The sequence below is a fragment of the Prauserella cavernicola genome, from assembly GCF_016595675.1.
Lineage (GTDB): Bacteria > Actinomycetota > Actinomycetes > Mycobacteriales > Pseudonocardiaceae > Prauserella_A > Prauserella_A cavernicola.
In genome coordinates this window covers 556,417-576,946 of the sequence record NZ_JAENJH010000004.1, presented here as the reverse complement: position 1 = coordinate 576,946, position 20,530 = coordinate 556,417, and the positions used below count along the sequence as shown (strand labels likewise).

Sequence of the window (20,530 nt, the reverse complement as noted above, 5' to 3'; positions counted from 1 at the left end):
CGCGACACCGTGGACGTGGTGCTGGAGGCGGCTGCTCAGGTTTTCGAGCGCGAGGGCATCGACGCCACCACCAACCGGATCGCCGAACGCGCGAGCGTCTCGATCGGCACGCTGTACCAGTACTTCCCCCACAAGCGGGCGCTACTGCTCTCGCTCGCGGAGCGTCATCTCGACGCGGCGCAGCGGCGACTGGCGGAGCTGTCGGCGGAACTGGCGGCGACACGACCGGGCTGGGAGGAGACCGTCGGGCTGATCGCGGATGCGATCACCGGCCTGCATCACGACCGTCCGGGGCTGCACGCGGTGCTGTACGAGCACACGCCGCGCACGCCGGAGGCGGTGGAAAAACTGAGGGCCCTGCACGAGGCGCTGGCCGCGGAGCTGGCCGGGCAGTTGCGCCGGTGCGGACGGGGCGGTGACGACGCCGAGCACACCGCCGCCCTGCTGGTGCACGCCGTGGACGCGCAACTGCACCGGGTGCTGCTCGGCAGAGAGTCGGCGGGCGAGGACCTCACCCGCACGATGCTGGCGCTCAGCCCCGACGGTCGCCAGGGCTGAGCGCGGGACTCGCTAGTGGGCCTGTTCGGTGTCCTGCTCGACGGCCTCGACCACCATGGCGGGCGGCCACGGCAGGGTGGACGTGCCGCGGATGATCTGGTCCTTCTCGATGCGCACCCGGTGGGGGTTCGCGATCATCCGGAACTGCGCGGCAGTGTCCGTGTGCTCCATGTTCATTCCTCCTGCTCGTCTGGGCCGGTGTCCGCACACTGACCGAGCGCACGCCGAGGACAGGAACGCATCAAGGCCTGTCATCAGCGGCAGGAGCGACCCGGCCGGACGGCCGATAGCTCGGCAGACCGCGAACGGTCACCGATCCCGTCATCCTACGACGTGATCACCCATGTGGACGCGCCTGGTGGCGAGGCCCACCTTCAGCCGCCCGCCATTGACGGCAGCCCGTTGAGGTAGTCGGCGACCACGCGCACGGCGGCCGCGTTGCGCGGGCCCTGGACCAGCTCCGCGTAGGACAGCACGAGGAAGCGCTTGTGCTTGATCGCCGACACGTGCCGCAAGGGTGGGAAGCTCTCCAGGAACGCCTGCTTCTCGGCGGCGCTCGGCGGGTCGTAGTCGTTGATCACGATGACGTCGGGGTCGCGCTTCACGACGGTCTCCCACGTGGTGGTGGTCCACGAGTCCTCCAGATCGCCCATGATGTCCTCGCCACCACCGCGCGTGATCACCTCGTGTGACGCGGCGTAGCGACCGCCGGTGAACGGCTGGTCGGTGCCCGAGTCGTAGAGGAACACCGAGGGCCGGGGCCGGTCGTCGGGCACGGTCGCCTCGGCCTGGCGCACGACCTCGCGGTACTCGGCGATCAGCTCCTCGGCACGCTCGGAGACGCCGAAGATCCGGCCCAGGTTGCGCAGGTCGGTGTAGAGCGCGTCGATGGGCGACATGACGCCCCGCGAGCGATCCGTGTTGCCGTTGCGGCACGACTCACTGAGCACATAGGACGGTACACCCAGGTCGGCCAGGTGCCGGGGAGTGAGCCCGGTGTCCTCGCGGAAGCCGTAGTTCCAGCCCGCATAGACGAAGTCGGCGCCCTCCTCCAGGATCACCTCCTTGCTGATGGTGTCCACGCCGAGCCTGCGCACGCTCTCGAAGTCGGCGCGCCACGGCGAGTTCTCGACGTCGCGGTCGTGCTCGCGCGGCAGCACGTAGCCCTGGATACGGTCGCCGAGGCCGAGTGCGAACAGCGTCTCCACGATCCCGCTGTCGTAGGCCACGATCCGCTCCGGCGGGCGGTCGAAGGTCAGGTCCTCACCGCAGTTGCTCACCGTGACGGGATAGCCGTCGGCCGCGGGCGCGGACTCCTCGCGCACCTGCGCGCCGCATCCGGTGACCAGCAGCAGGGCCGCGAGGGCCAGTAACGGCGAGCGACGTCGCTGTCGGGGCATCAGAGAGTTCCTTCCGGGTCGAGGGCAGTGCTGAAGACGAGCTGGGGCGCACCCGTCACCGGGTGCTCGAGCACGTGCGCACGCACTCCGAACACGGCGGCGAGCAGGTCGGGGGTGAGCACGTCGCAGGGGCTGCCGCTGGTCACCACGCCGCCGTCGTCGAGCACGTAGAGCACGTCGCACGCGGTGGCGGCCAGGTTCAGGTCGTGCAGCGCGACGAGCGCGGTGACGCCCGTGGCGCGCACGAGCGCGAGGATCTCCAGCTGGTGCCGGATGTCGAGGTGGTTGGTCGGCTCGTCGAGCACGAGCACCTTCGGCTCCTGCGCGAGCGCGCGGGCGATGAGCACCCGCTGCCGTTCCCCGCCCGAGAGCGTGAGGAATCCGCGCGCCGACAGGTGGTCGGCCCCGACCCGGCGCAGTGCGGCGGCGCAGACCTCGCGGTCGGTGTCGCTGTCGCGGTCGAGCCTGCCCTGGTGCGGTGAGCGGCCCATCGCCACCACCTCGGCGACGGTGAAGTCGAACTCGAGATGCCGTTCCTGGGGCAGCGCCGCCACCCGCCGCGCGCTGTCGCGGGCGGTGAGGCGCCACAGGTCGTCTCCGTCCACCAGCACGCGCCCCGCCGAGGGCCGCAGTGCCCGGTAGACGCTGCGCAGCGTGGTGGACTTGCCGCTGCCGTTGGGCCCGACCAGCCCGACGACCGTGCCCGCAGGCGCGGCCACGCTCAGGTCGGCCACCAGCCGCGCGCCCGCGACGGTGACGGTGAGCCCTTCGATGCCGACGTCCATCAGCGGCCCCCGAACACGTAGGCGCGACGGCGGATCAGCCACACGAACACGGGCACGCCGATCGCCGCGGTGAGCACCCCCAGCGGCAGTTCCTGCGGCGCGACGAGCGTGCGGGCCAGCAGATCCACCCACACCAACAGCACGGCACCCGCGAGCGGAGCCACGGCGAGCAGCCTGCGGTGGTCCGCACCGGTCACCATGCGGACCAGGTGCGGAACCATCAACCCCACGAACCCGACCGCGCCGCTGACGGCCACGAGGCAGCCGGTCACGGCCGCACTCACCACGAACAGCCTGCGCCGCAACGGCGCGGGCTCCACCCCGAGCGCGGCCGCCGTCTCGTCGCCCATCGCCAGCGCGTTGAGCGCCCGCGCGTACAGCAGCAGGTAGCCGACCCCGGCGACGACGGCCGCGGCGGCCAGCGGGACCGAGGGCCACGTGACCCCGCCGAGGCTGCCGAGCAACCAGAACAGCGCCGAGCGGGCCGCGTCACCGCGAGGCGCGAGGAACACCAGCACGGTCGTGATCGCCGAGAAGCCGTACGCCAGCGCCGTGCCGGTGAGCACCAACCGCAACGGCGTCAGGCCCTGCGGCGTGCGCGCGGCGAGGTAGACGAGCGCGGTGGCGCCGAGCGCACCGAGGAACGCCGCCACCGAGAGGGCGTAGACGCCGAACGCGGCGAACGCCCCCAGCACGATCACGGCCGTGGCGCCCACCGACGCGCCCGAGGACACCCCGAGCACGAACGGGTCGGCCAGCGCGTTGCGCACCAGCGCCTGGCTCGCGACGCCCACCGCGGCGAGCCCGGCCCCGACCACCGCCGCCAGCAGCACGCGCGGCAGCCGCACCTGCCAGACGATCTGGTAGTCGGGCAGGTCCGCGGCGTCGATCCAGCCGCCGGACACGCCTGCGCCGACGTAGCCGAGCACGTCGCCGAAGGGAACCCGCGCGGCGCCCAGTGCGAGCGCGCAGAGCATCGAGGCGGGCAACGCCAGTGCCAGCGCCACCACCAGCAGTGCCGGCGACCGGCGCTGCGGGGACTGCGGCGCGACGGTACCGCTCGCGGTGGCCATGTGGTCCGCCTTCCGGAAAAGCGGGGTCCACGACGAGGCCGCGGGCGCCACGCCCGTCACCAGGAGGACGGGCCGCGGTCCGGGCTCCGACCCGCAGACCTCGACGGGTGTCCTAGAGCGTGCCGCGCTCGCCGGGCGTTCGGGCTCGCCGTCGCGGTGGACGGCCTACCGTTGCGGGTCAGCGCCGGATTTCGACCGGCTTCCCCCGTACGAGCGTGGATGCGGTTGTTCGCCCATGATCGTCGGGCAGGGCGATGGGGGTGTCAATCCGCTGTGACGCGGACGTCAACGGCGCGGATCGACGTGGATCTTCGGCCCCTGCCCCGCGCCCGGTGGCCGTCGCCCGGCGAGGACCTCGGAGACCTCGCCGAGCCCGACGGTGGCGGCCACCAGCGGACGCGGATCCACCGAGGCGTCGGCGTAGCGCTGGATGGTCCGGGCCAGTCCCGGCGAGGCGCTGAGCACCCCCACCGCGGTGACGTCCTTGAGCACCAGCGCCCGCGTGTCGAGCACGCTGGGACTGCCCGCGATGCCGACGTAGACCACGCGCCCCGCGGGCTCCACCACCTCGACCGCCCGCGCGGGCAGTTCCGCGGCGTTGGACGCGTCGATCACCGCGGCGAACGACTCCTCCGGCACCGAGGTCTGCGCCAGAAATCCCAGTGAGCGCGCGAAATCCAGCGACTGCTCCGTCCGGCCCAGCAGGTGCACCCGCGCGCCGCGCGCCCGCGCGAACAACGCGGCGAGCAGCCCGATGGTGCCGGGACCGAGGATCAGCACCTGCTCACCAGCGCTCAACCGCGCGGCCTCGACGGCGCGCAACGCGTTACCACCAGGCTCCACCAGCGCTCCGAGCACGGGATCCACGGTGGCGGGCAACGCGTGCAACGCCGTGGCGGGAACCGCGATCCGCTCGGCGAGCGCACCCGGCCTGCCACCGCGGATGCCGATCTCCTCGCGGAACTCGCACACGTGCTGGTTGCCCGCCCGGCATCGCGGGCACCGGCGGCAGCCGAGCATCGTGTCGCCGGTGACCGCACGGCCCAGCCACGCCGGATCGGCGCCCTCACCGAGCGCGGTCACCGTGCCTGCCCACTCGTGCCCGAGCCGCATCGGGAAGCGCGCGTGCCCGTCGTGCAGGTACTGCATCTCGCCGGTGAAGAACTCCACGTCGGTGCCGCACACACCGGCCCGTTCGACGTCGACCACCACCTCACCGGGACCCGGAACCGGAGCGGGCACCTCGCGCACCACGGCCTCGCCGGGACCGGTGACCACGAACGCCCGGACTGTCGACTGTGGACTCACGCGGGAGCACCCCCTCGCCAGATCGTCGCCGAACGTGCATAGTACGTGGGATGGCGGCAGAGTTGCGCAGCGCGGAATGGTACGGCGGCGAAGACCGCAACGCCTACATCCACCGGGCGTGGATGCGCCGGGGACTACCGGCCAACGCGTTCTCCGGACGCCCGCACATCGCCATCGCCAACACCGCCTCCGACCTCACGCCGTGCAACGCGCACCTCAACGAGGTGGCCTCCTCGGTGCGCGACGGCATCCACGAGGCGGGCGGCATCGCGCTGAACCTGCCGGTGGTCTCCATCGGCGAGACACAGGTGCGGCCCACGGCGATGCTGTGGCGCAACATGGCGGCGATGGCGACCGAGGAGATGTTGCGCGCCAACCCGATCGACGGCGTCGTGCTGCTCGGCGGCTGCGATAAGACCATCCCGTCGCTGCTCATGGCGGCGGGCTCGGTGGACCTGCCCGCGGCCGTCGTGCCCGGCGGGCCCATGCTCACCGGCACGTTCGAGGGCAAGCCGCTCGGCTGCGGAACCGATGTGTGGCGGCTCAGCGAGGAAGTGCGCGGAGGCACCCTCGATCAGGAGCGGTTCACCCGCTCGGAGTCGTCCATGATCCGCAGCAGGGGCCACTGCAACACGATGGGCACCGCGTCCACGATGGCCGTGGTCGCCGAGGCGCTGGGCACCGTGCTGCCGGGACTGGCGGGCACCCCGGCACCCGACAGCAGACTGCTCGAGTCGGCCCACGCCACCGGACGGCTCGTCGTCGACCTCGTGGCGAAGGACCGGCGGCCGAGCGGCCTGCTCACCCGCGCGTCGTTCCACAACGCCATCGTCGCACTGGCCGCCACCGGTGGTTCCACCAATGCGGTGGTGCACCTGCTCGCGATCGCGGGCAGGCTCGGCATCGAGCTGACCCTCGACGACTTCGACCGCATCGGCTCGGCGGTGCCGCTGCTGGTGGACCTGCAGCCGGCGGGCACGTACCTGATGGAGGACTTCCACCGCGCGGGCGGACTGCTGCCGGTGCTGCGCGAGGTGCGCGACCTGCTCGACCCCACCGCACTGACCATCACCGGCACGCCGCTGGTCGACCACCTGGACGAGGCCCGCAGCTGGGATCCCGAGGTGATCCACCCGCGCACCGACCCGGTGCAGGACGACGCCGGAATCGCCGTGCTGCGCGGAAACCTCGCCCCCGACGGCGCGATCGTCAAACCCCGCCGCCGCGTCGGCGCACCTGCTCCAGCACCGCGGCAGGGCCGTCGTGTTCGACTCGGTCGAGGACCTGCACGCGCGCATCGACGACCCGGACCTCGACGTCGACGCCGACTCGGTGCTGGTGCTGCGCGGTTGCGGACCGAAGGGCTATCCGGGCATGCCCGAGGTCTCGAACATGCCGCTGCCCGCCAAGCTGCTGGCGCAGGGCGTGCGCGACATGGTGCGCGTGTGCGACGGCCGGATGAGCGGCACCGCCTACGGCACCGTGGTGCTGCACGTCGCGCCCGAGGCCGCCGCGGGCGGGCCACTCGCGCTGGTGCGCACGGGCGACATCGTGGTGCTCGACGTGCCCGCACGCAGGCTCGACGTCGACGTCCCCGACGACGAACTGCGCGCCCGCGAACCGAACCGGGCCACCACCGACGGCTACGCGACCCCGCACCGCGGCTGGGAACGGCTCTACGTCGACCACGTCCGCCAGGCCGACACCGGCGCCGACCTCGACTTCCTGCTCGGCTCCAGCGGTTCCGAGGTGAGCCGCGAGTCACACTGAGCGACAACCGTCCACACGGGACGGTTAGTCACGGCTCGACGAGCCCCACCCTGATGGCGTAGCGGGTCAGCTCCAGCCGGTCGCGCATCCCGAGCTTGCTCAGGATGTTGGCCCGGTGCCGGTCGACCGTCTTCGCGCTGATCACGAGGATGTCGGCGATCTCCTTGGTGGAGTTGCCCTCCGCGATCAGCTTGACGACCTCCTCCTCCCTCGGCGTCAGGATCGTGTCGGGCAGGCGCCCGCCGTCGCGGTTGCGCTGCAGGTACTCGCGGATCAGCGACGTGACCGCGCCCGGGTAGAGAAAGGGCTCGCCGCGCATCGCGGCGCGGCAGGCCTCGATGAGGTCCCGGTCGGCGACGGACTTGAGCACGTAGCCCGACGCGCCCGCCTTGAGGGACTCGAAGAAGTACTGCTCGTTGTCGTACATCGACAGCATCAGGATGCGCACCTTCGGCGCCCGCCGGGAGATCTCCCGCGCGGCCTGGATGCCCGTCATCCTGGGCATCGCGATGTCCAGCACGGCCAGGTCGAGGTCGTGGGAGTCGGCGGCCTCGATGGCCTCCGCGCCGTCGGGCGCCTCGGCGACGACGGTCAGGTCCGGCTCAGCGTCGAGGATCAGCCGCAGCCCTCTGCGGACGAGCGCGTGATCGTCGGCCAGCAGGATCCGCGTCGCCGTCACGGCGCTCACGCCCCTTCCGCGGAGCCGGGAGGCAGCACCAGCGCGATCCTGGTGCCCTCGCCCGGAGTGGAGTCAACGGTGAGCTGGGCGTTGATGAGCAGTGCACGCTCGCGCATTCCCCGGATCCCCGCTCCTTCCTTGATCACAGCACCGCGACCGTCGTCGGTGATGGTCAGCGTCAGCCTGCCGCGCTCCCTGCGCAACGACAACACCACCCTGCTCGCCTTCGCGTGCCGGGCCACGTTGGTGAGCCCCTCCTGCGCGATCCGGTAGAGGACCAGCTCGGCGTCCTGGCTCAGCCCGACCAGCCCGGTGTCGACCCTCCGCGTCACCGGCACGCCGCTGGCCTGGGAGAACTCGCTACCCAACGCCGTCAGCGCGCTCGAGAGCCCCAGATCGGCCAGCACTCCGGGCCGCAGTCGCCTGGCGACCACGCGCACCTCGTCGAGGCACGCGCGCACCGCCTCCTGCGTGACGTGCAGCTCCTCCCGCAGGTCCTCGGGCGCGCGGTCGACGGTGCGCTTGAGCCCGAGCAGCACCACGGTGAGGCTCTGGCCGATCTCGTCGTGCAGCTCACGCGCGATGCGCTCGCGCTCGCCCTCCTGCGCCGCCAGCGCGTGCGCGCTGCTCTCGCTGCGCTCGGCTTCCAGCCGGTCGAGCATCGCGTTGAACGTGTCGATCACGTGCGCCAGGTCGCGGTTGCCGTTGCCGGAGAGCCGGTTCCCTGTTCGCAGCAGGTCGACGCGCTGCATGACCGAGGTGAGCGCGTCCAGCGGCGCCAGGCTGGAGCGCACGAGCAGCGCGTTTGCCGTGAGGATGAACGCCAGACCCAGGATGAGCACCGGCACCTCGGTGAGCACCACCGGGGAGGACACGGTCGCGGGCGACACCGCGAGCACCAGCGTGCCAACGGTGAACACCAGGCCGTTGATCGTCACCAGCCGCCGGAACAACCCCATGGGCGCCGAACGCGGGACGTCGCGGTCTCTCATGTGTCCAGGGTCGCCGTCGCCGCGCGCGGCGTCCATCCGGGGCATCGCGCACGCGTACGCGCCCGCGTACACATCGGCACCCTCCGTAGATGGGTGTTGGACCCGATAGTGCCGTGCGCCCGAATGGCCGAGAGTGGAGGCCCACGTGGCACCGGGGAGGAGGCAGCGCATGAGCACGCCGGCTGAGCACCGGCAGCCTCCGGCTTCGGCCCAGACCTCGATCACCGAGAGCACCACCGGCGGCTGGGTCTTCGGTGCCGCGCTCGCCGCACTGGGGCTCGGCCTGTCGATGCTGCGCGTGGTCGGCCAGAACCAGCGGATGGTGCTGCTGCGCTTCGGCAAGGTCGTCGCCGTGCGCGGACCAGGTCTGGTGCTCGTGATCCCCGGACTGCGCCGTGGAGTACGCATCCCACTGGGACCAGCACGCCTCGACCTGCTGTGGATCGACGCCGTGACCGCCGACGGGGTGCCGGTCGCCCTCAACGGCTCCGTCGTCGCCACCGTCACCGACCCCGCCGCCCAGCTCGAGGCGCCCCGCTCCCCCGGGGCGATCGAGGCCGTCGCCGCCGACCAGGTGCGCACCTACGTCCGGCGCCGCACGCTCGCCGAGCTGGCGGGGCCGTCCAGGGACGAACTCGCCGCCATCGCCCAGAACGTCGACAGGCGGGTGCGCGGGTGGGGCGTCCAGGTGAGCGAGCTCGAACTCGCCCGCGTGGAGGTCCGGCTCGGCGCCGAGCTCATCCGCTGGGCCTCCCAGCGGCCCTGCACCGACCGGAACGGAGGGAACTCCACAGTGGATGCCACCAGTGACCGGTTCCACGGAATCGGAACCCTGCACCAGCTCCTCACCCGCGGCAGCCAGCGACTCGGCGTCCGCGTGGACGAGGACGGCCGCAGCCACGTCGCCGTCTACGGACCCGACGATCCGGACGTGCCCGCTCAAACCATCGTGTTGGACCCGGACGAGGCAGACCGGCTTGCCGATATGCTCCACACCCGATCCGTCTCCGACCGTCTCGTGGAACTGGAACGCCGCGTCGTCGAGCTGACCAGGGAGGCGAGATGACCACGCTCGGAACACTGAGCAGCCGTGCGCTGAGGAATGGTGCGATGCAAGCACACGAGATCGCGGTCAACGTCCCGACCGTGACCATCGACGACCCGGTCGCCAAGGCCGTCCGGGTCATGGCCGTAGGCCGCCTGCCCGGCCTCATCATCGTCGACGACAAGGCCAGACCCCGGGTCGTGCTCCCGGGAACGCAGGTGCTGCGCCTGCTCGTCCCGGCGAGCTACCAGGAAGATCCAGCGCTGATCCGCACGATCGACGAGGCGCACGCCGACGAGTTCTGGAGCGAGCTCGGCGACCGCACCGTGGGCGACTGCCTGCCGAAGCAGCCGTCGAAGCCGGTGACGGTCCCCGCCGAAGCCACGCTGCTAGAGGTCGCCGCGCTGATGGCGCGGACGCACAGCCCGCTCGTCGCCGTCACCAGTACCGGCGGCACGCTCGTCGGCGCGGTCACGCTGGACCGGATGCTCACCAGCCTCGCGCTCTCCGGCATCGAGGACTGAGCACCATCTCCCTCGAACACCGGACCCCGGGGTGTAACCGTTGAGCGCTGTGCTCGCCCTCGCGATCTTCATTGTCGCGTTCTTCTTCATCGCCACGGAAAAGGCCAACAAGGTCGCGGTCGTGCTCATCGCGGCCGGCGCCATGGCCGTGCTGGGCCTCATCCCCGGCTCGGAGGTCTTCTTCTCCGAGCACGAGGGCATCGACTGGAACGTCATCTTCCTGCTACTCGGGATGATGATCATCGTCGGCATCGTCAAACAGACGGGGCTGTTCGACTACCTCGGCATCTGGGCGGCGAAACGGTCGAAGGGCAAGCCCTACCGGCTGATGGTGATGCTGATGCTCATCACCGCCATCGCCTCCCCGTTCCTCGACAACGTCACCACGATCATGCTGGTCGCACCGGTGACGGTGGTGGTCTGTAACCGGCTGCGCATCGCCGCCCAGCCCTATCTGATCGCCGAGATCCTGGCGTCCAACATCGGTGGCGCGGCGACCCTGATCGGCGACCCGCCGAACATCATCATCGGCAGCCGCGCGGGGCTGACCTTCACCGACTTCCTCGTGCACATGGCGCCCATCGTGGTGATCGTCTTCGCGTTCTTCGTGGTGTTCACCCGGTTCCTGTTCCGCAAGTCCTTCCAGAACGCGCCGCAGCACATCGACGAGGTCATGGCCCTGCAGGAGAAGCGGGCCATCACCGACCCCAAGCTGCTCGTGCGCTGTCTGATCGTGCTCGGCGGCGTGATCACCGCCTTCGCGCTGCACTCGGTGTTCCACATCGAGCCCTCGATCGTCGCGCTCGTCGGCGCCGGCGTGATGGTCCTCGTGGCCAACATCGACATCGGCGAGGTACTGCGCGAGGTCGAGTGGCCCACGCTGACGTTCTTCATGGGCCTGTTCGTGATGGTCTCGGGTCTGGTGCACACCGGCGTCATCGGCGACATCGGCACCTGGGCCGTCGACACGCTGGGCAACAACTATCTGGCCGCGGCCACGAGTCTGTTGTTCGGCTCGGCGGTACTCGGCGCGTTCTTCGACAACATTCCCTACGTCGCCACGATGGCGCCGATCGTGGAGGGTGTCGTCGCGCAGGCGCCGGATCCGCAGACCGGCGAGGCGTTGTGGTGGGCGTTCGCGCTGGGAGCCGACTTCGGTGGCAACGGCACGGCCGTGGCCGCGAGCGCCAACGTGGTCGCGATCGGCATCGCCGCCAGGACGGGGCACCCGATCAGCTTCTGGCAGTTCACCAAGTACGGCATCGTCGTGACGGCACTGAGTTCCATCATGGCGTGGGTCTACGTCTGGCTGCGCTACTTCGTCTGACGCGATTCCCTGATCGGGAACGCGTTCGTGACCGATTTGTGTGCTTCGTCGACGAGGATCATCGTGGTCGCGCGTTCGCGCGGAGGGGACACCACGAAAGGTCGGTCGATGCGAAGAACGATGTTCGCCGGTGCGGTCACCGCGCTGGCGCTGCTCGTGTCCGGATGCGGACAGACCACGGGCGGGACGGCGAATCCGGTCCACGACGACGTACAGCAACTGGTCAGGGCCGCCGAAGCGAGCACCGCGGAGCAGCAGTCCACGAAGATGACCATGACGATGGACCTGGGCCCCTTCTCGATATCCGGTGAGGGCCAGGCGAAGATCAGCTCCTCGGAAGCCCTGATGTCCATGGTCACCACCATGGATCTGAGCGAGCTCGGCGCGGGCGAGATGTCCTACGAGATCCGCCTGATCAACAAGAACGTCTACATCCACCTGCCCGGGGAGATGGCGGCCGGTTCCGGCCTGCCCACCGGCAAGCCGTGGCTCAAGAGCTCGGTCGAGGACATGCCGGGCATGGGGGGGGCGTGGACCTGGACCAGATGGTCCAGCAGAGTGATCCCGCCAAGACCCTCGACTCGCTCCTGGAGGCGGGCACCATCGCCGGCGCCGAGCCCGGCCAGGACGTCGACGGCGTGTCGACCACCAAGTACACCGTCGACGTCGACTTCGACCGCGCGATGGAACAGTCCGGAATGTCGGGCGAACTCGACCAGCTGCCCGTCGACTTCGAGGTCGACACCATCCCCGTCTCGGTCTGGATCGACGAGCGCGACCTGCCGCTGCGCGTCGACGTGGACATGACGGAAGCGATCGCGCAGGCGGCGGCCCAGGCCGAGGGCAGCCCCATGGCGGACATGTTCGACACCGCCGTGATTTCGATGAAGTACTACGACTGGGGCGCCCCGGTGACGGTGGAGGCTCCGCCCGCCGACCAGGTCGAGGAAGCCACCGTCAACTGACGCGTACCCGGACACCGGTGTGACGTCACAGCACGCCGGTGTCCGGCCGCCTCTCAACCTGTTCGTCCACAGTGGAACGTCAGTCGGGCAGTGTGAACGACGACAGCGTGCCGCTCGCGCGATCCGCCAGGATGCGGTGGCGTAGCGCCGAAGGCAGCCGCGGCAGGGCGCGCATGGCAGCGGCGGAGAACGCGACCTGCGCCCGCGAGCGCGGGATGCCCGAGCGCAGCGTGCGCGGCGCGACCCGGCGGCAGCGCAACACGTAGTCGCGTACCCGATCCTCGTACGCGGCGAACGCCGCGGCGTGGTCGCCGCGGTGCTCGGCGAGCGCGCGGCCGAGCACGTAGGCCGCCGCCATCGCCAGTGTCGTACCGCCGCCCACCGCGGGCCCCGGGGAGTACCCGGCGTCGCCCACGAGCGTCACCCGCCCTCGCGACCAGGTGTCCATCCGGATCTGGCTGATCGAGTCGAGATAGAAGTCGTCGGCGTCGTCCAGCGCGCCGAGCAGCCTCGGCACCTCCCAGCCCTCGCCCGCGAACTCGGCCCGCAGCAGGCGTTTCTGCTCGGCGACGTCGCGGCGGTCGTAGCTCAGCTGCGCAGCACGACGGAACAGCAGCACGGCCCTCGCCTGGTCCGTGCGCGGCACCGGGTAGGTCGCCACGACCCGGTCGACCGTGGAGTAAAGCCGCGTCGGCCCCGGCGTGCCGTGCTGGTTCGGGACCGTGAAGACGGCGAGGTAGCCGCCGAGGTAGTGGTGGAACTCCTCCTCCGGCCCGAACGTCAGGCGCCGCACGGCGGAGTGCAGGCCGTCGGCGCCGATCACCAGGTCGAACCGGCGCGTGCGCCCGCTGTCGAACACGACGTCCACCCCGCGCTCGTCCTCGGCCAGCTCCCGGATCGAGTCCCCGAAGACGTACTCCACGTCGTCGCGCGTCACGTCGTGCAGTGTCGACGCGAGGTCGCCGCGCATCACCTCGACGTGGCTGCCGTCGGCGAACGCGTCGGACAGCCCGGTGAAGTCGGCGTCGATCGCAGGTCTGCCCGGCCGCTCGAGCCGCAGCGTCGACTGCCCCAGCGCGGCCTCACGCAGCGTGGGCACGATGCCCATCCGCTCCGCCACCGTCATGGCGGGCGCGAACAGGTCGACCGCGTGGCCGCCGGCCCCCAGTCTGAGCTGCGGTGTTCGTTCCACCACCGTGGGTGTGAACCCGGCACGCGCCAGCCAGTACGCGAGTACGGGACCAGCGACACTGGCCCCCGAGATCAGCACGTCCATCGATGATCCTTCGTTAATTTACTTACCGGAAGGTCAATAGCTTACCGACCGTTAAGTGGATCCGCTAGGGTCGACGTCGTGCCGAGACCGAAGACGAGCCAGACCCGGCAGCGCATCCAGGAAGCGGCGCTCGAACTGTTCACCGAACAGGGCGTGCGGCAGACCAGCCTGCGCCAGATCGCCGACCGACTCGGACTCACCAAACCCGCGCTGTACTACCACTTCGAGTCCAGAGAAGAGCTCGTCACGAGCCTGCTGCAACCCCTCGTCGACGACCTCGACGCGCTACTGGCCGAGGACGAGGCCGCCTCAGAGATCGACGCGCGGGACCTGCTGGGCCGCTACTTCGACGTCTCGTACAAGCACCACGCGCTCATGGGGCTGATGCGACAGGACCTCCCGGCGCTGGGCGAGGTCGGCTTCGTGACGCGCGTCCTCGGCTGGCGCAGGCGCCTCACCGTGCTACTCGCCGGGCCCGATGCCGACACCGCGGCGCAGGCGCGGGCGATCGTGGCGCTCGGCGGCCTCGCCGACTGCCTCGTCCTGCTCGCGGAGACACCCGTCGACGAGTTGCGCGAGGCCACGCTCGACGCCGCCTGCGCCGCGCTCGGCCCGTCGTGATCGCCCGGTAAGGGACCGGCGTCGCGGCGGCTACCTGCCCGCGGCGTAGCCCTGCATGCCGCGCGGATTCGCCGCCGCCGAGAGCACACCGGTGTCCGGGTCCCGCGACACCGCGCACAACCGGCCCTCCGACCACGGCTCCCCCACCGTCACCTCGTGCCCGCGCCCGCGCAGTCCGGCGATCACGTCGTCGCCGATCCGCGACTCCACGGTGACGCCGCCCGGCGTCATCGCCCGCGGGAAGAACGAACTGGGGAAGCTGTCGGTGTGCCAGTTCGGCGCGTCGATGGCGCCCTGCAGGTCCAGTCCGCCGCGCACCGGCTCGCGCAGCGCGACCGCCAGCAGGAAGTGCACACTCCACTGGTCCTGCTGGTCACCGCCCGGCGTGCCGAACGCCAGCACCGGCCTGCCCTCGCGCAGCGCGAGCGACGGGCTCAGCGTGGTGCGCGGGCGACGGCCCGGGGCTAGCGAGTTGGGCAGTCCCTCGTCGAGCCACGCCATCTGCAGCCGGGTGCCCAGCGGGAACCCGAGCTCGGCGATCACCGGGTTGGACTGCAACCAGCCGCCGCTCGGCGTCGCCGCGATCATGTTGCCCCAGCGGTCCACTACGTCGACGTGACACGTGTCGCCGCGAGTCGCGCCGTCCGGGGCCACGGTCGGCTCGCCCGCTCCCGCGCCCACGGCAACGACGCCGCCCTCGCCGCGAGCCACGAGCTCGGCGTGCCTGCTCAGTGCCGGAACCCTGCCGCCGGGACGGCCGGGCCGCAGCTCGCGGGACGCGTGCTCGCCGACCAGCGCGCGCCGCTGCTCGGTGTACTCCGGTGACAGCAACGTCTCCAGCGACACGTCGGTGCCGTCGCCGTACCACGCCTCCCGGTCGGCCATCGCGAGCTTGGTGCCCTCGATGAGGGTGTGGTGATAGCCGGGCGTGCCGTACTCCAGCTCGTCCGGCAGCAACGCGAGCTGTTGCAGGAACGCGGGACCCTGGCTCCACAGGCCGGGTTTGGCGATGGTCCAGCCGTTCCACGTGAAGGTGGCGGGCTGCTCGTAGTGCGCGGAGAACGCGGCGAGATCGTCGCCGCTGAGCGTGCCGGCGTGCCGCTCCCCCGAGGTGTCCATTGTGGGCACCGCGGCCGCGGCGGAGATGGCCTCGGCGACGAATCCCTCGCGCCACACGGCGCGCGCCCGCTCGATCTGCGCCTCCCGGTCCGCGCCGGCCGCCTCGGCCTGGGCGAGCACCCGCTGCCAGGTGCGGGCCAGCGCGGGGTTGCGCAGCAGCTCACCCGCGCCGGGAGCCCTGCCATCGCGCAGGTAGAGCTCGGCCGAGGTGGTCCACTCGGTGGTGAACAGCTCGCGGACGGTCTCGATGGCCGCGCCGATGCGTTCCACGGCGGGATGGCCGCGCTCGGCGTACCCGATCGCGTAGGTGAGCACCTCGCGCAGCGACTTGGTGCCGTGGTCGCGCAACAACAGCAGCCATGCGTCGAACGCACCGGGCACCGCAGCGGCCAGCGGACCGGTACCGGGCACGAGATCGAGCCCGAGCGAGGCGTAGTGCTCCACGCTCGCCCCGGCGGGAGCAGGACCCTGTCCGCAGAGGACCTTCGGTGCCTCACCCTCGGGCGCCACGATCATCGGCACCTCCCCGGCCGGGCCGTTGAGGTGCGGTTCCACCACGTGCAGCACGAACGCGGAGGCGACCGCGGCGTCGAAGGCGTTGCCGTCGTCCTCCAGCACCGCCATGGCCGTGGCGGAAGCCAGCCAGTGGGTGGACGAGACCATGCCGAAGGTTCCCTGCAGGGTGGGACGGGTCGTGAACATCCGCCGAGTATCGCCGGGACCGGGTGCACGCGTCCAAGACATCTGGGACACCGGTTCGATAGCTTGTCGCTATGGAACGGCGTCAGCTGGAGTACTTCGTCGCGATCGTCGAGCACGGCAGCTTCACCCACGCCGCGCGCGCCCTGCGCGTGGCCCAGCCCTCGCTGTCCAGGGCGATCGGCAAGCTGGAACGCGAACTGGGCGTCGCGCTGTTCCACCGGGTCGGCCGCAACGCCGTGCTCAGCAACGCGGGCGAGCTGATGGTCGAGCGCGCACGGCTGGTGCTGCGCGACCTCGACGCGCTGCGCGCGGCGGCACGCACCGTCGGCGAGGGCGCCGTGGGCCGGGTCGACGTGGCCGCCACGTCGTCGTCAGCGCTGGAGCCCGTGATCAGCATCGTCGCCGAGCTGCGCGAGCGGCACCCCGGCGTGCTGGTGAGCACGTCGTCGGCGCTGTCCGCCGCCGAGGTGGCGGCGATGGTGGTGCAGGGCCGCTGCGAGGTCGGTGTGTGCGGCAGCGCCGAACGGCCCGTCGGCCCCGGCCTGCTCGCCCACCACCTGCGCGACGAGGAGTTCCTGCTCGTCGCGCCGCCGGGCACCCGGCGGGGCGACGACGCCACGGTGTCCCGCGACGACCTGCGGGACATGCGGTTCGTCGTCACCAAACCCGCGACGGCGACACGCGCGCTGTACGACCGGTTCGCGTCGAGCGTGCCGGGACTCTCGATCGCCGCCGAGGTCGGCGACCGCAGCGTGGTGCTGCCGATGGTGCTGCGCGGCATCGGCGCGAGCCTGATGCCCGACGGCTGGGGCGAGCTCGCGCGCAGGGCCGGTGCCGAGGTCCACCGCTTCTCCCCCGCCGAGAGCCTGCCTCAGTGGCTGCTGCACCGCACGGGACCGATCACGCCCGCGACGCAGGCGTTCCTCGACACCACCCTGGCCTCGGCCGAGGACTGATCCTCAGGCAGGGCCGAGCGCGCCCAGAATCGCCTCGGCCAGCTCGGCGGGCCGCGTGAACTGCGGCCAGTGCCCGGTGGGCAGGTCGACGTAGGTGACGTCGCGGATGCGCGCGAGCTCGGCCACGAACGGCGCTCCCTGACTCACGAACTCCCGCAGCGTCGCGCTCGGGAACTGGCAGCTGATGATCGTGACGGGCACGTCGTAGCGGCGCTCGTCGGACAGCCGCTGCGGGTCGGTGGCCACGTGTGCCGGCGACGGGATGGCGCGCTCGCGCATCGTGGCACGCAGCGCGTCGTCCAGGTCGATCAGGTCGGCCTCCTCGAAGAAGGACCAGTCCGGCAGCGGCAGTTCACCGCCGTCGGCGGGGATCTGGTCGTTGATCACACCGCCGTCGCCGAGCGGGCCGCTGTCGACGTAGATGACGCGGGCGACGCGCTCGGGGCGGGCGTCCGCCGCGGCGTGGGAGATGGCGCCGCCTCCTGAGTGCCCGACGAGCACCACCGGCCCCTCGGCGGCGTCGATCGCCGTCACGACGGCGTCGACATGGTCGCGCAGGGTGTTCCCGGAACGGTCGGCGTCCGGCGACTCCATGCCCGGCAACGTCAGCGGGTGCACGCGGTGCCCCGCGCGCTCGAGCGCCGGAACCACGTCGCGCCACGAGGAGCCGTCGAGCCACAGGCCCGGAACGAGTATGAGGTCCATGCCGGAGAAGCTAGCCCGTGTCACCGACAATTCCGGCTCACTCGTCGGCGTGGCTCTCGCGCTGGGGCTTGCCCACCGTGAGCACCACGGCGGAGTCCTCGAGCGCGTCGAGCGTGTGCCGCTGCGGCGGGATGACCAGCAGGTCGCCGTGCATGCCATCCCAGCGCACCTCCCCCGCACCCAGTCGCACCCGGCCCCTCAGCACGAACAGGGTCGCCTCACCCGGGCTGTGGTGCTCGGCCAGCCTGTTGCCCGCCGTGAGCGCGATGACCGTCTGCCGCAGCACGTGCTCGTGGCCCCCGTACACCGTCTCCGCCGCACGCCCGTTCGGCGAGTCCGCGGCGCGCCGCAGCAGCTCGCGGGCGAGAGCGTCGAGCGAGAACTTCCGCATAGCCGGAGTGTGACACCGTTCGCCGCGCGGCACTATCCATGACACCTGTCACGACGAACCGTGACCGCCCGCACTGGGCACGCGCGATCATGATCGGCATCCTGAGAGGCATGCCTGCATCGACGTCGACATCGAAGACCGCTCGGCGCTCCGCCGTCGCGATCGGACTGTGCACAGTGGTCGCTCTGGGACTGACTCCCCCCGCGACCGCCGACCAGCGCTCGCCGCTCGGTGCGGCGCTGGACTCGGTGGTCGCCGCCGGGGCTCCCGGCTCCTACGCCGCGACCGGCACCGGAGAACGCGCCGTGGCGGGAGTCGCCGCACTGGGCACCCATCGCTCCCCCGACGCGTCGGGTCGCTTCCGCGCGGCCAGCGTCACCAAACCCTTCGTCGCCACGGTGGTGCTGCAACTGGTCGCCGAAGGCCGCATCGGGCTCGACGATCCCGTGGCCGAGCATCTCCCCGGCCTGCTGCCGTACCCGGAGCCGATCACGATCCGGCAGCTGCTGGGCCACACCAGTGGCCTCCCGCGCGACATCCCCCCTTGGAACTCGCTGGAGGAGGTGGACACGGGACGGTGGGATCGGTTCACTCCCACCGAGCTGGTCCGGTTGGCGACCGACGGTGTACCCCTGCTGTTCGGGCCCGGCACGGACTTCAGCTACTCCAACACCGGCTACACCGTGCTCGGGATGCTCGTCGAACGCGTGACGGGCCGGTCGCTGGCGACGGAACTGACCCGGCGGATCATCGCGCCGCTCGGCCTGTGGGACACCGCATTGCCCTCGGCACAGCCGTTCCTGCTGCGCCCCGCGGCGCGCGGCTACGAGTACCTGTACGGCGAGGACGCCCCGCCGACCGACGTCACCACCTACGTGATGTCGCGGGCGTGGGCCGCGGGCAACCTGGTGAGCTCGGCGCGCGACCTGAACCGCTTCTTCGACGCGCTACTCGACGGCCGCCTGTTGCCCGAGGAACAGCTGACGGAAATGAAGAAGGTCCGCCCCGGCGCGCTGGGCTCCTTCGACTACGGGCTGGGCCTGATGTCGATCGCCAGCCCGTGCGGTGGACCCGACTGGTGGGGCCACGGCGGCGACTTCCCCGGCTACAACACCTGGAGCCTGCACACCGAGGACACCGGCAGGCAGGTCACGGCGGGCATGAACCTCGACGTCACCGCACCGGTCGACGCCCACGCGGCGATGGTGAACCAGGTGCTGCCCGCGGAACTGTGCGACGGCGCGACACCCCGCACGATGACGCGAATCGACCCGCCGGACCTGCGCTGACCCTGCATGTCCGCATCAGGCCGGGTGGTCACCGAGTCATCTCTTCCGAAAGACCAACCAGGTGATTCCGAGGATCACGTCCACCGCCGCCCAGAGAGCGATGATGAGACCAACTCCGATGCCAGTGCCGACGGCTGTCCCAGCTTCGCAGGCATCGAGGTCCTGACCAACCAGGCCGGAACAATCCTCGGTATTCGCGACACCAGCGATGATCCACACTAGGAACAGGATCTGCACGACAAGGAAGAACCAGCGAAAAATATGACGGCGCTTCTGTGGGTTTTGAGGAGCCGGCTGCGCCCCGGTCGGCTCATACGGCGGGTCCGACACGACTGTCCTTTCTCCGATACTTGACCAGTCGCGCCGATCGAGACAGGTGTCAACGCCTTTGAATCGTCGTGACCCGAGCGTGACCGATAAGTCCATGAAATTGCAGTTTCGGGAATCAAATCCAGGCTCGCCCTTCACACGGTCGGCCGTCCGAGATCAACCGCTTGGAGGTATCAGCACCCGGCGCGCCCCTGCAAATGTGATTCCATGAGAGCTGCGACCAAGAAGAAGATCGCGCAGCTGTGGGGGTACCTGCTCTTGGGGGTTGTGGCCTACGGCTGGTTCAGCGCCAACTTCGGACCGGGCTGGATTGCGGGATTGTCAGTAGCGGTAGTGGCGTACACGCTCTTCCAAGCACCGATGTGGTGTTGTGCGGTTACGCGAAGTGAGGAGCCCTGCCGAAACAACGCCTACGGAATTCTACTCGGATGCCATCTACGACAGCACAAATGGCAAAAATTAAGGATGTCATTGCAGTTCAGCATGTGGGGCAGGTTGACGGGCCGTGTCTTGTCCAACATCGGCGGTGTGGCCGCATCGATTTCAGCGATCGCAGCAAGCGCATCGGCAATCATCGCACTCGGAGCACTCGCTGTGAACTAATTGAATTGAACGCACCCGTCGCGCCCACGGCGACGAGCGCACCCGCGACGAGCGCGAGTCCGGCGGCGGTTCCGGCCATCTTCTGCTTCGTGCTGACCATGCGAACTCCCTG

21 protein-coding genes and 1 pseudogene are annotated in these 20,530 nt (G+C 70.7%); 9 read left to right on the top strand and 13 right to left on the bottom strand.

Annotation, left to right across the window (positions count from 1 at the left end; all coding sequences use genetic code 11):
- Window positions 1-9: 9 nt before the first annotated feature.
- On the top strand, window positions 10-558 hold the full coding sequence (locus JHE00_RS20225) for a TetR/AcrR family transcriptional regulator (protein ID WP_307832026.1): 549 nt from the start codon (window positions 10-12) through the stop codon (window positions 556-558).
- Between the two features lie 12 nt (window positions 559-570).
- On the opposite strand, the gene JHE00_RS20220 is transcribed toward JHE00_RS20225, so the two are convergent.
- From JHE00_RS20220 to JHE00_RS20200, 5 genes are all read right to left on the bottom strand, one after another.
- Complete coding sequence (locus tag JHE00_RS20220; protein WP_200320306.1) at window positions 571-729, bottom strand: hypothetical protein; 159 nt, start codon at window positions 727-729, stop codon at window positions 571-573.
- Between the two features lie 203 nt (window positions 730-932).
- Window positions 933-1,958, bottom strand: coding sequence for an ABC transporter substrate-binding protein (locus JHE00_RS20215; protein ID WP_200320304.1), 1,026 nt, complete (start codon window positions 1,956-1,958; stop codon window positions 933-935).
- Window positions 1,958-2,743, bottom strand: a complete 786-nt coding sequence (locus tag JHE00_RS20210) for an ABC transporter ATP-binding protein (protein WP_200320302.1) — start codon at window positions 2,741-2,743, stop codon at window positions 1,958-1,960. The genes JHE00_RS20215 and JHE00_RS20210 overlap by 1 nt, the downstream gene beginning before the upstream one ends.
- Complete coding sequence (locus JHE00_RS20205) at window positions 2,743-3,816, bottom strand: FecCD family ABC transporter permease (RefSeq protein ID WP_200320300.1); 1,074 nt, start codon at window positions 3,814-3,816, stop codon at window positions 2,743-2,745. Before JHE00_RS20205 ends, JHE00_RS20210 begins: the two co-directional genes overlap by 1 nt.
- A gap of 285 nt (window positions 3,817-4,101) precedes the next feature.
- Complete coding sequence (locus tag JHE00_RS20200; protein ID WP_200320298.1) at window positions 4,102-5,124, bottom strand: zinc-dependent alcohol dehydrogenase; 1,023 nt, start codon at window positions 5,122-5,124, stop codon at window positions 4,102-4,104.
- A 50-nt stretch (window positions 5,125-5,174) separates the two neighbouring features.
- On the opposite strand from JHE00_RS20200, the pseudogene JHE00_RS20195 reads away from it, so the two are divergent.
- Window positions 5,175-6,894: pseudogene (locus JHE00_RS20195) on the top strand (dihydroxy-acid dehydratase).
- Between the two features lie 28 nt (window positions 6,895-6,922).
- Here JHE00_RS20195 and JHE00_RS20190 read toward each other — a convergent pair.
- A complete protein-coding gene (locus tag JHE00_RS20190; RefSeq protein ID WP_200320296.1) occupies window positions 6,923-7,582 on the bottom strand; it encodes a response regulator in 660 nt (219 codons plus the stop codon).
- Window positions 7,579-8,565 carry a sensor histidine kinase gene (locus tag JHE00_RS20185; RefSeq protein WP_200320294.1) on the bottom strand — a complete coding sequence of 329 codons (987 nt, stop codon included), beginning with the start codon at window positions 8,563-8,565 and terminating at the stop codon, window positions 7,579-7,581. The genes JHE00_RS20190 and JHE00_RS20185 overlap by 4 nt, the downstream gene beginning before the upstream one ends.
- A gap of 169 nt (window positions 8,566-8,734) precedes the next feature.
- Here JHE00_RS20185 and JHE00_RS20180 point away from each other — a divergent pair, with 169 nt between their 5' ends.
- Genes JHE00_RS20180 through JHE00_RS20170 form a run of 3 tightly spaced genes read left to right on the top strand, consistent with a single transcriptional unit; the run spans window position 8,735 to window position 11,461 of the window.
- Complete coding sequence (locus tag JHE00_RS20180) at window positions 8,735-9,631, top strand: SPFH domain-containing protein (RefSeq protein ID WP_200320292.1); 897 nt, start codon at window positions 8,735-8,737, stop codon at window positions 9,629-9,631.
- Between the two features lie 44 nt (window positions 9,632-9,675).
- Window positions 9,676-10,134, top strand: coding sequence for a CBS domain-containing protein (locus tag JHE00_RS20175; protein WP_200320290.1), 459 nt, complete (start codon window positions 9,676-9,678; stop codon window positions 10,132-10,134).
- A gap of 40 nt (window positions 10,135-10,174) precedes the next feature.
- Window positions 10,175-11,461, top strand: coding sequence for an ArsB/NhaD family transporter (locus tag JHE00_RS20170; RefSeq protein ID WP_200320288.1), 1,287 nt, complete (start codon window positions 10,175-10,177; stop codon window positions 11,459-11,461).
- Here JHE00_RS20170 and JHE00_RS20165 read toward each other — a convergent pair.
- Window positions 11,449-11,814 (bottom strand): hypothetical protein, encoded by a 366-nt coding sequence (locus tag JHE00_RS20165; protein WP_200320286.1) that lies wholly within the window; start codon window positions 11,812-11,814, stop codon window positions 11,449-11,451. The genes JHE00_RS20170 and JHE00_RS20165 overlap by 13 nt on opposite strands.
- 132 nt (window positions 11,815-11,946) lie before the next feature.
- On the opposite strand from JHE00_RS20165, the gene JHE00_RS20160 reads away from it, so the two are divergent.
- Entirely contained in the window at window positions 11,947-12,426 is a 480-nt protein-coding gene (locus tag JHE00_RS20160) for an SCO4651 family lipoprotein (protein WP_504739432.1), read from the top strand.
- A 79-nt stretch (window positions 12,427-12,505) separates the two neighbouring features.
- Here the strand turns inward: JHE00_RS20160 and JHE00_RS20155 are convergent, their stop codons facing one another.
- Window positions 12,506-13,702 (bottom strand): FAD-dependent monooxygenase, encoded by a 1,197-nt coding sequence (locus JHE00_RS20155; protein ID WP_200320282.1) that lies wholly within the window; start codon window positions 13,700-13,702, stop codon window positions 12,506-12,508.
- A 78-nt stretch (window positions 13,703-13,780) separates the two neighbouring features.
- On the opposite strand from JHE00_RS20155, the gene JHE00_RS20150 reads away from it, so the two are divergent.
- On the top strand, window positions 13,781-14,323 hold the full coding sequence (locus JHE00_RS20150; RefSeq protein ID WP_200320280.1) for a TetR/AcrR family transcriptional regulator: 543 nt from the start codon (window positions 13,781-13,783) through the stop codon (window positions 14,321-14,323).
- Between the two features lie 30 nt (window positions 14,324-14,353).
- Here JHE00_RS20150 and JHE00_RS20145 read toward each other — a convergent pair whose 3' ends face one another.
- On the bottom strand, window positions 14,354-16,144 hold the full coding sequence (locus JHE00_RS20145) for a gamma-glutamyltransferase family protein (RefSeq protein WP_200320278.1): 1,791 nt from the start codon (window positions 16,142-16,144) through the stop codon (window positions 14,354-14,356).
- A gap of 71 nt (window positions 16,145-16,215) precedes the next feature.
- Between JHE00_RS20145 and JHE00_RS20140 the strand changes: the two genes are divergently transcribed.
- Window positions 16,216-17,100, top strand: a complete 885-nt coding sequence (locus tag JHE00_RS20140; RefSeq protein ID WP_200320276.1) for a LysR family transcriptional regulator — start codon at window positions 16,216-16,218, stop codon at window positions 17,098-17,100.
- Window positions 17,101-17,103: 3 nt separating this feature from the next.
- Here the strand turns inward: JHE00_RS20140 and JHE00_RS20135 are convergent, their stop codons facing one another.
- A complete protein-coding gene (locus JHE00_RS20135) occupies window positions 17,104-17,805 on the bottom strand; it encodes an alpha/beta fold hydrolase (RefSeq protein ID WP_200320274.1) in 702 nt (233 codons plus the stop codon).
- A 37-nt stretch (window positions 17,806-17,842) separates the two neighbouring features.
- The gene (locus JHE00_RS20130) at window positions 17,843-18,196 is read right to left on the bottom strand and encodes a cupin domain-containing protein (RefSeq protein WP_200320272.1); all 354 of its coding nucleotides are present in this window, start codon (window positions 18,194-18,196) and stop codon (window positions 17,843-17,845) included.
- 110 nt (window positions 18,197-18,306) lie between these two features.
- Between JHE00_RS20130 and JHE00_RS20125 the strand changes: the two genes are divergently transcribed.
- Window positions 18,307-19,485, top strand: coding sequence for a serine hydrolase domain-containing protein (locus JHE00_RS20125; RefSeq protein WP_200320269.1), 1,179 nt, complete (start codon window positions 18,307-18,309; stop codon window positions 19,483-19,485).
- A gap of 36 nt (window positions 19,486-19,521) precedes the next feature.
- Here JHE00_RS20125 and JHE00_RS20120 read toward each other — a convergent pair whose 3' ends face one another.
- The gene (locus JHE00_RS20120) at window positions 19,522-19,911 is read right to left on the bottom strand and encodes a hypothetical protein (protein ID WP_230424556.1); all 390 of its coding nucleotides are present in this window, start codon (window positions 19,909-19,911) and stop codon (window positions 19,522-19,524) included.
- Window positions 19,912-20,530: the final 619 nt, after the last annotated feature.

Excerpts from the sequence above, each read along its gene's own strand:
- JHE00_RS20175 (WP_200320290.1), top strand. The coding sequence starts at position 9,676 with ATGCAAGCACACGAGATCGCGGTCAACGTCCCGACCGTGACCATCGAC.
- JHE00_RS20135 (WP_200320274.1), bottom strand. The coding sequence starts at position 17,805 with ATGGACCTCATACTCGTTCCGGGCCTGTGGCTCGACGGCTCCTCGTGG.
- JHE00_RS20185 (WP_200320294.1), bottom strand. The coding sequence starts at position 8,565 with ATGAGAGACCGCGACGTCCCGCGTTCGGCGCCCATGGGGTTGTTCCGG.
- JHE00_RS20130 (WP_200320272.1), bottom strand. The coding sequence starts at position 18,196 with ATGCGGAAGTTCTCGCTCGACGCTCTCGCCCGCGAGCTGCTGCGGCGC.
- JHE00_RS20180 (WP_200320292.1), top strand. The coding sequence starts at position 8,735 with ATGAGCACGCCGGCTGAGCACCGGCAGCCTCCGGCTTCGGCCCAGACC.
- JHE00_RS20210 (WP_200320302.1), bottom strand. The coding sequence starts at position 2,743 with ATGGACGTCGGCATCGAAGGGCTCACCGTCACCGTCGCGGGCGCGCGG.
- JHE00_RS20140 (WP_200320276.1), top strand. The coding sequence starts at position 16,216 with ATGGAACGGCGTCAGCTGGAGTACTTCGTCGCGATCGTCGAGCACGGC.
- JHE00_RS20220 (WP_200320306.1), bottom strand. The coding sequence starts at position 729 with ATGGAGCACACGGACACTGCCGCGCAGTTCCGGATGATCGCGAACCCC.
- JHE00_RS20205 (WP_200320300.1), bottom strand. The coding sequence starts at position 3,816 with ATGGCCACCGCGAGCGGTACCGTCGCGCCGCAGTCCCCGCAGCGCCGG.
- JHE00_RS20155 (WP_200320282.1), bottom strand. The coding sequence starts at position 13,702 with ATGGACGTGCTGATCTCGGGGGCCAGTGTCGCTGGTCCCGTACTCGCG.
- JHE00_RS20215 (WP_200320304.1), bottom strand. The coding sequence starts at position 1,958 with ATGCCCCGACAGCGACGTCGCTCGCCGTTACTGGCCCTCGCGGCCCTG.
- JHE00_RS20145 (WP_200320278.1), bottom strand. The coding sequence starts at position 16,144 with ATGTTCACGACCCGTCCCACCCTGCAGGGAACCTTCGGCATGGTCTCG.
- JHE00_RS20120 (WP_230424556.1), bottom strand. The coding sequence starts at position 19,911 with ATGGACTTATCGGTCACGCTCGGGTCACGACGATTCAAAGGCGTTGAC.
- JHE00_RS20165 (WP_200320286.1), bottom strand. The coding sequence starts at position 11,814 with ATGGACATCAGGGCTTCCGAGGAGCTGATCTTCGCCTGGCCCTCACCG.
- JHE00_RS20125 (WP_200320269.1), top strand. The coding sequence starts at position 18,307 with ATGCCTGCATCGACGTCGACATCGAAGACCGCTCGGCGCTCCGCCGTC.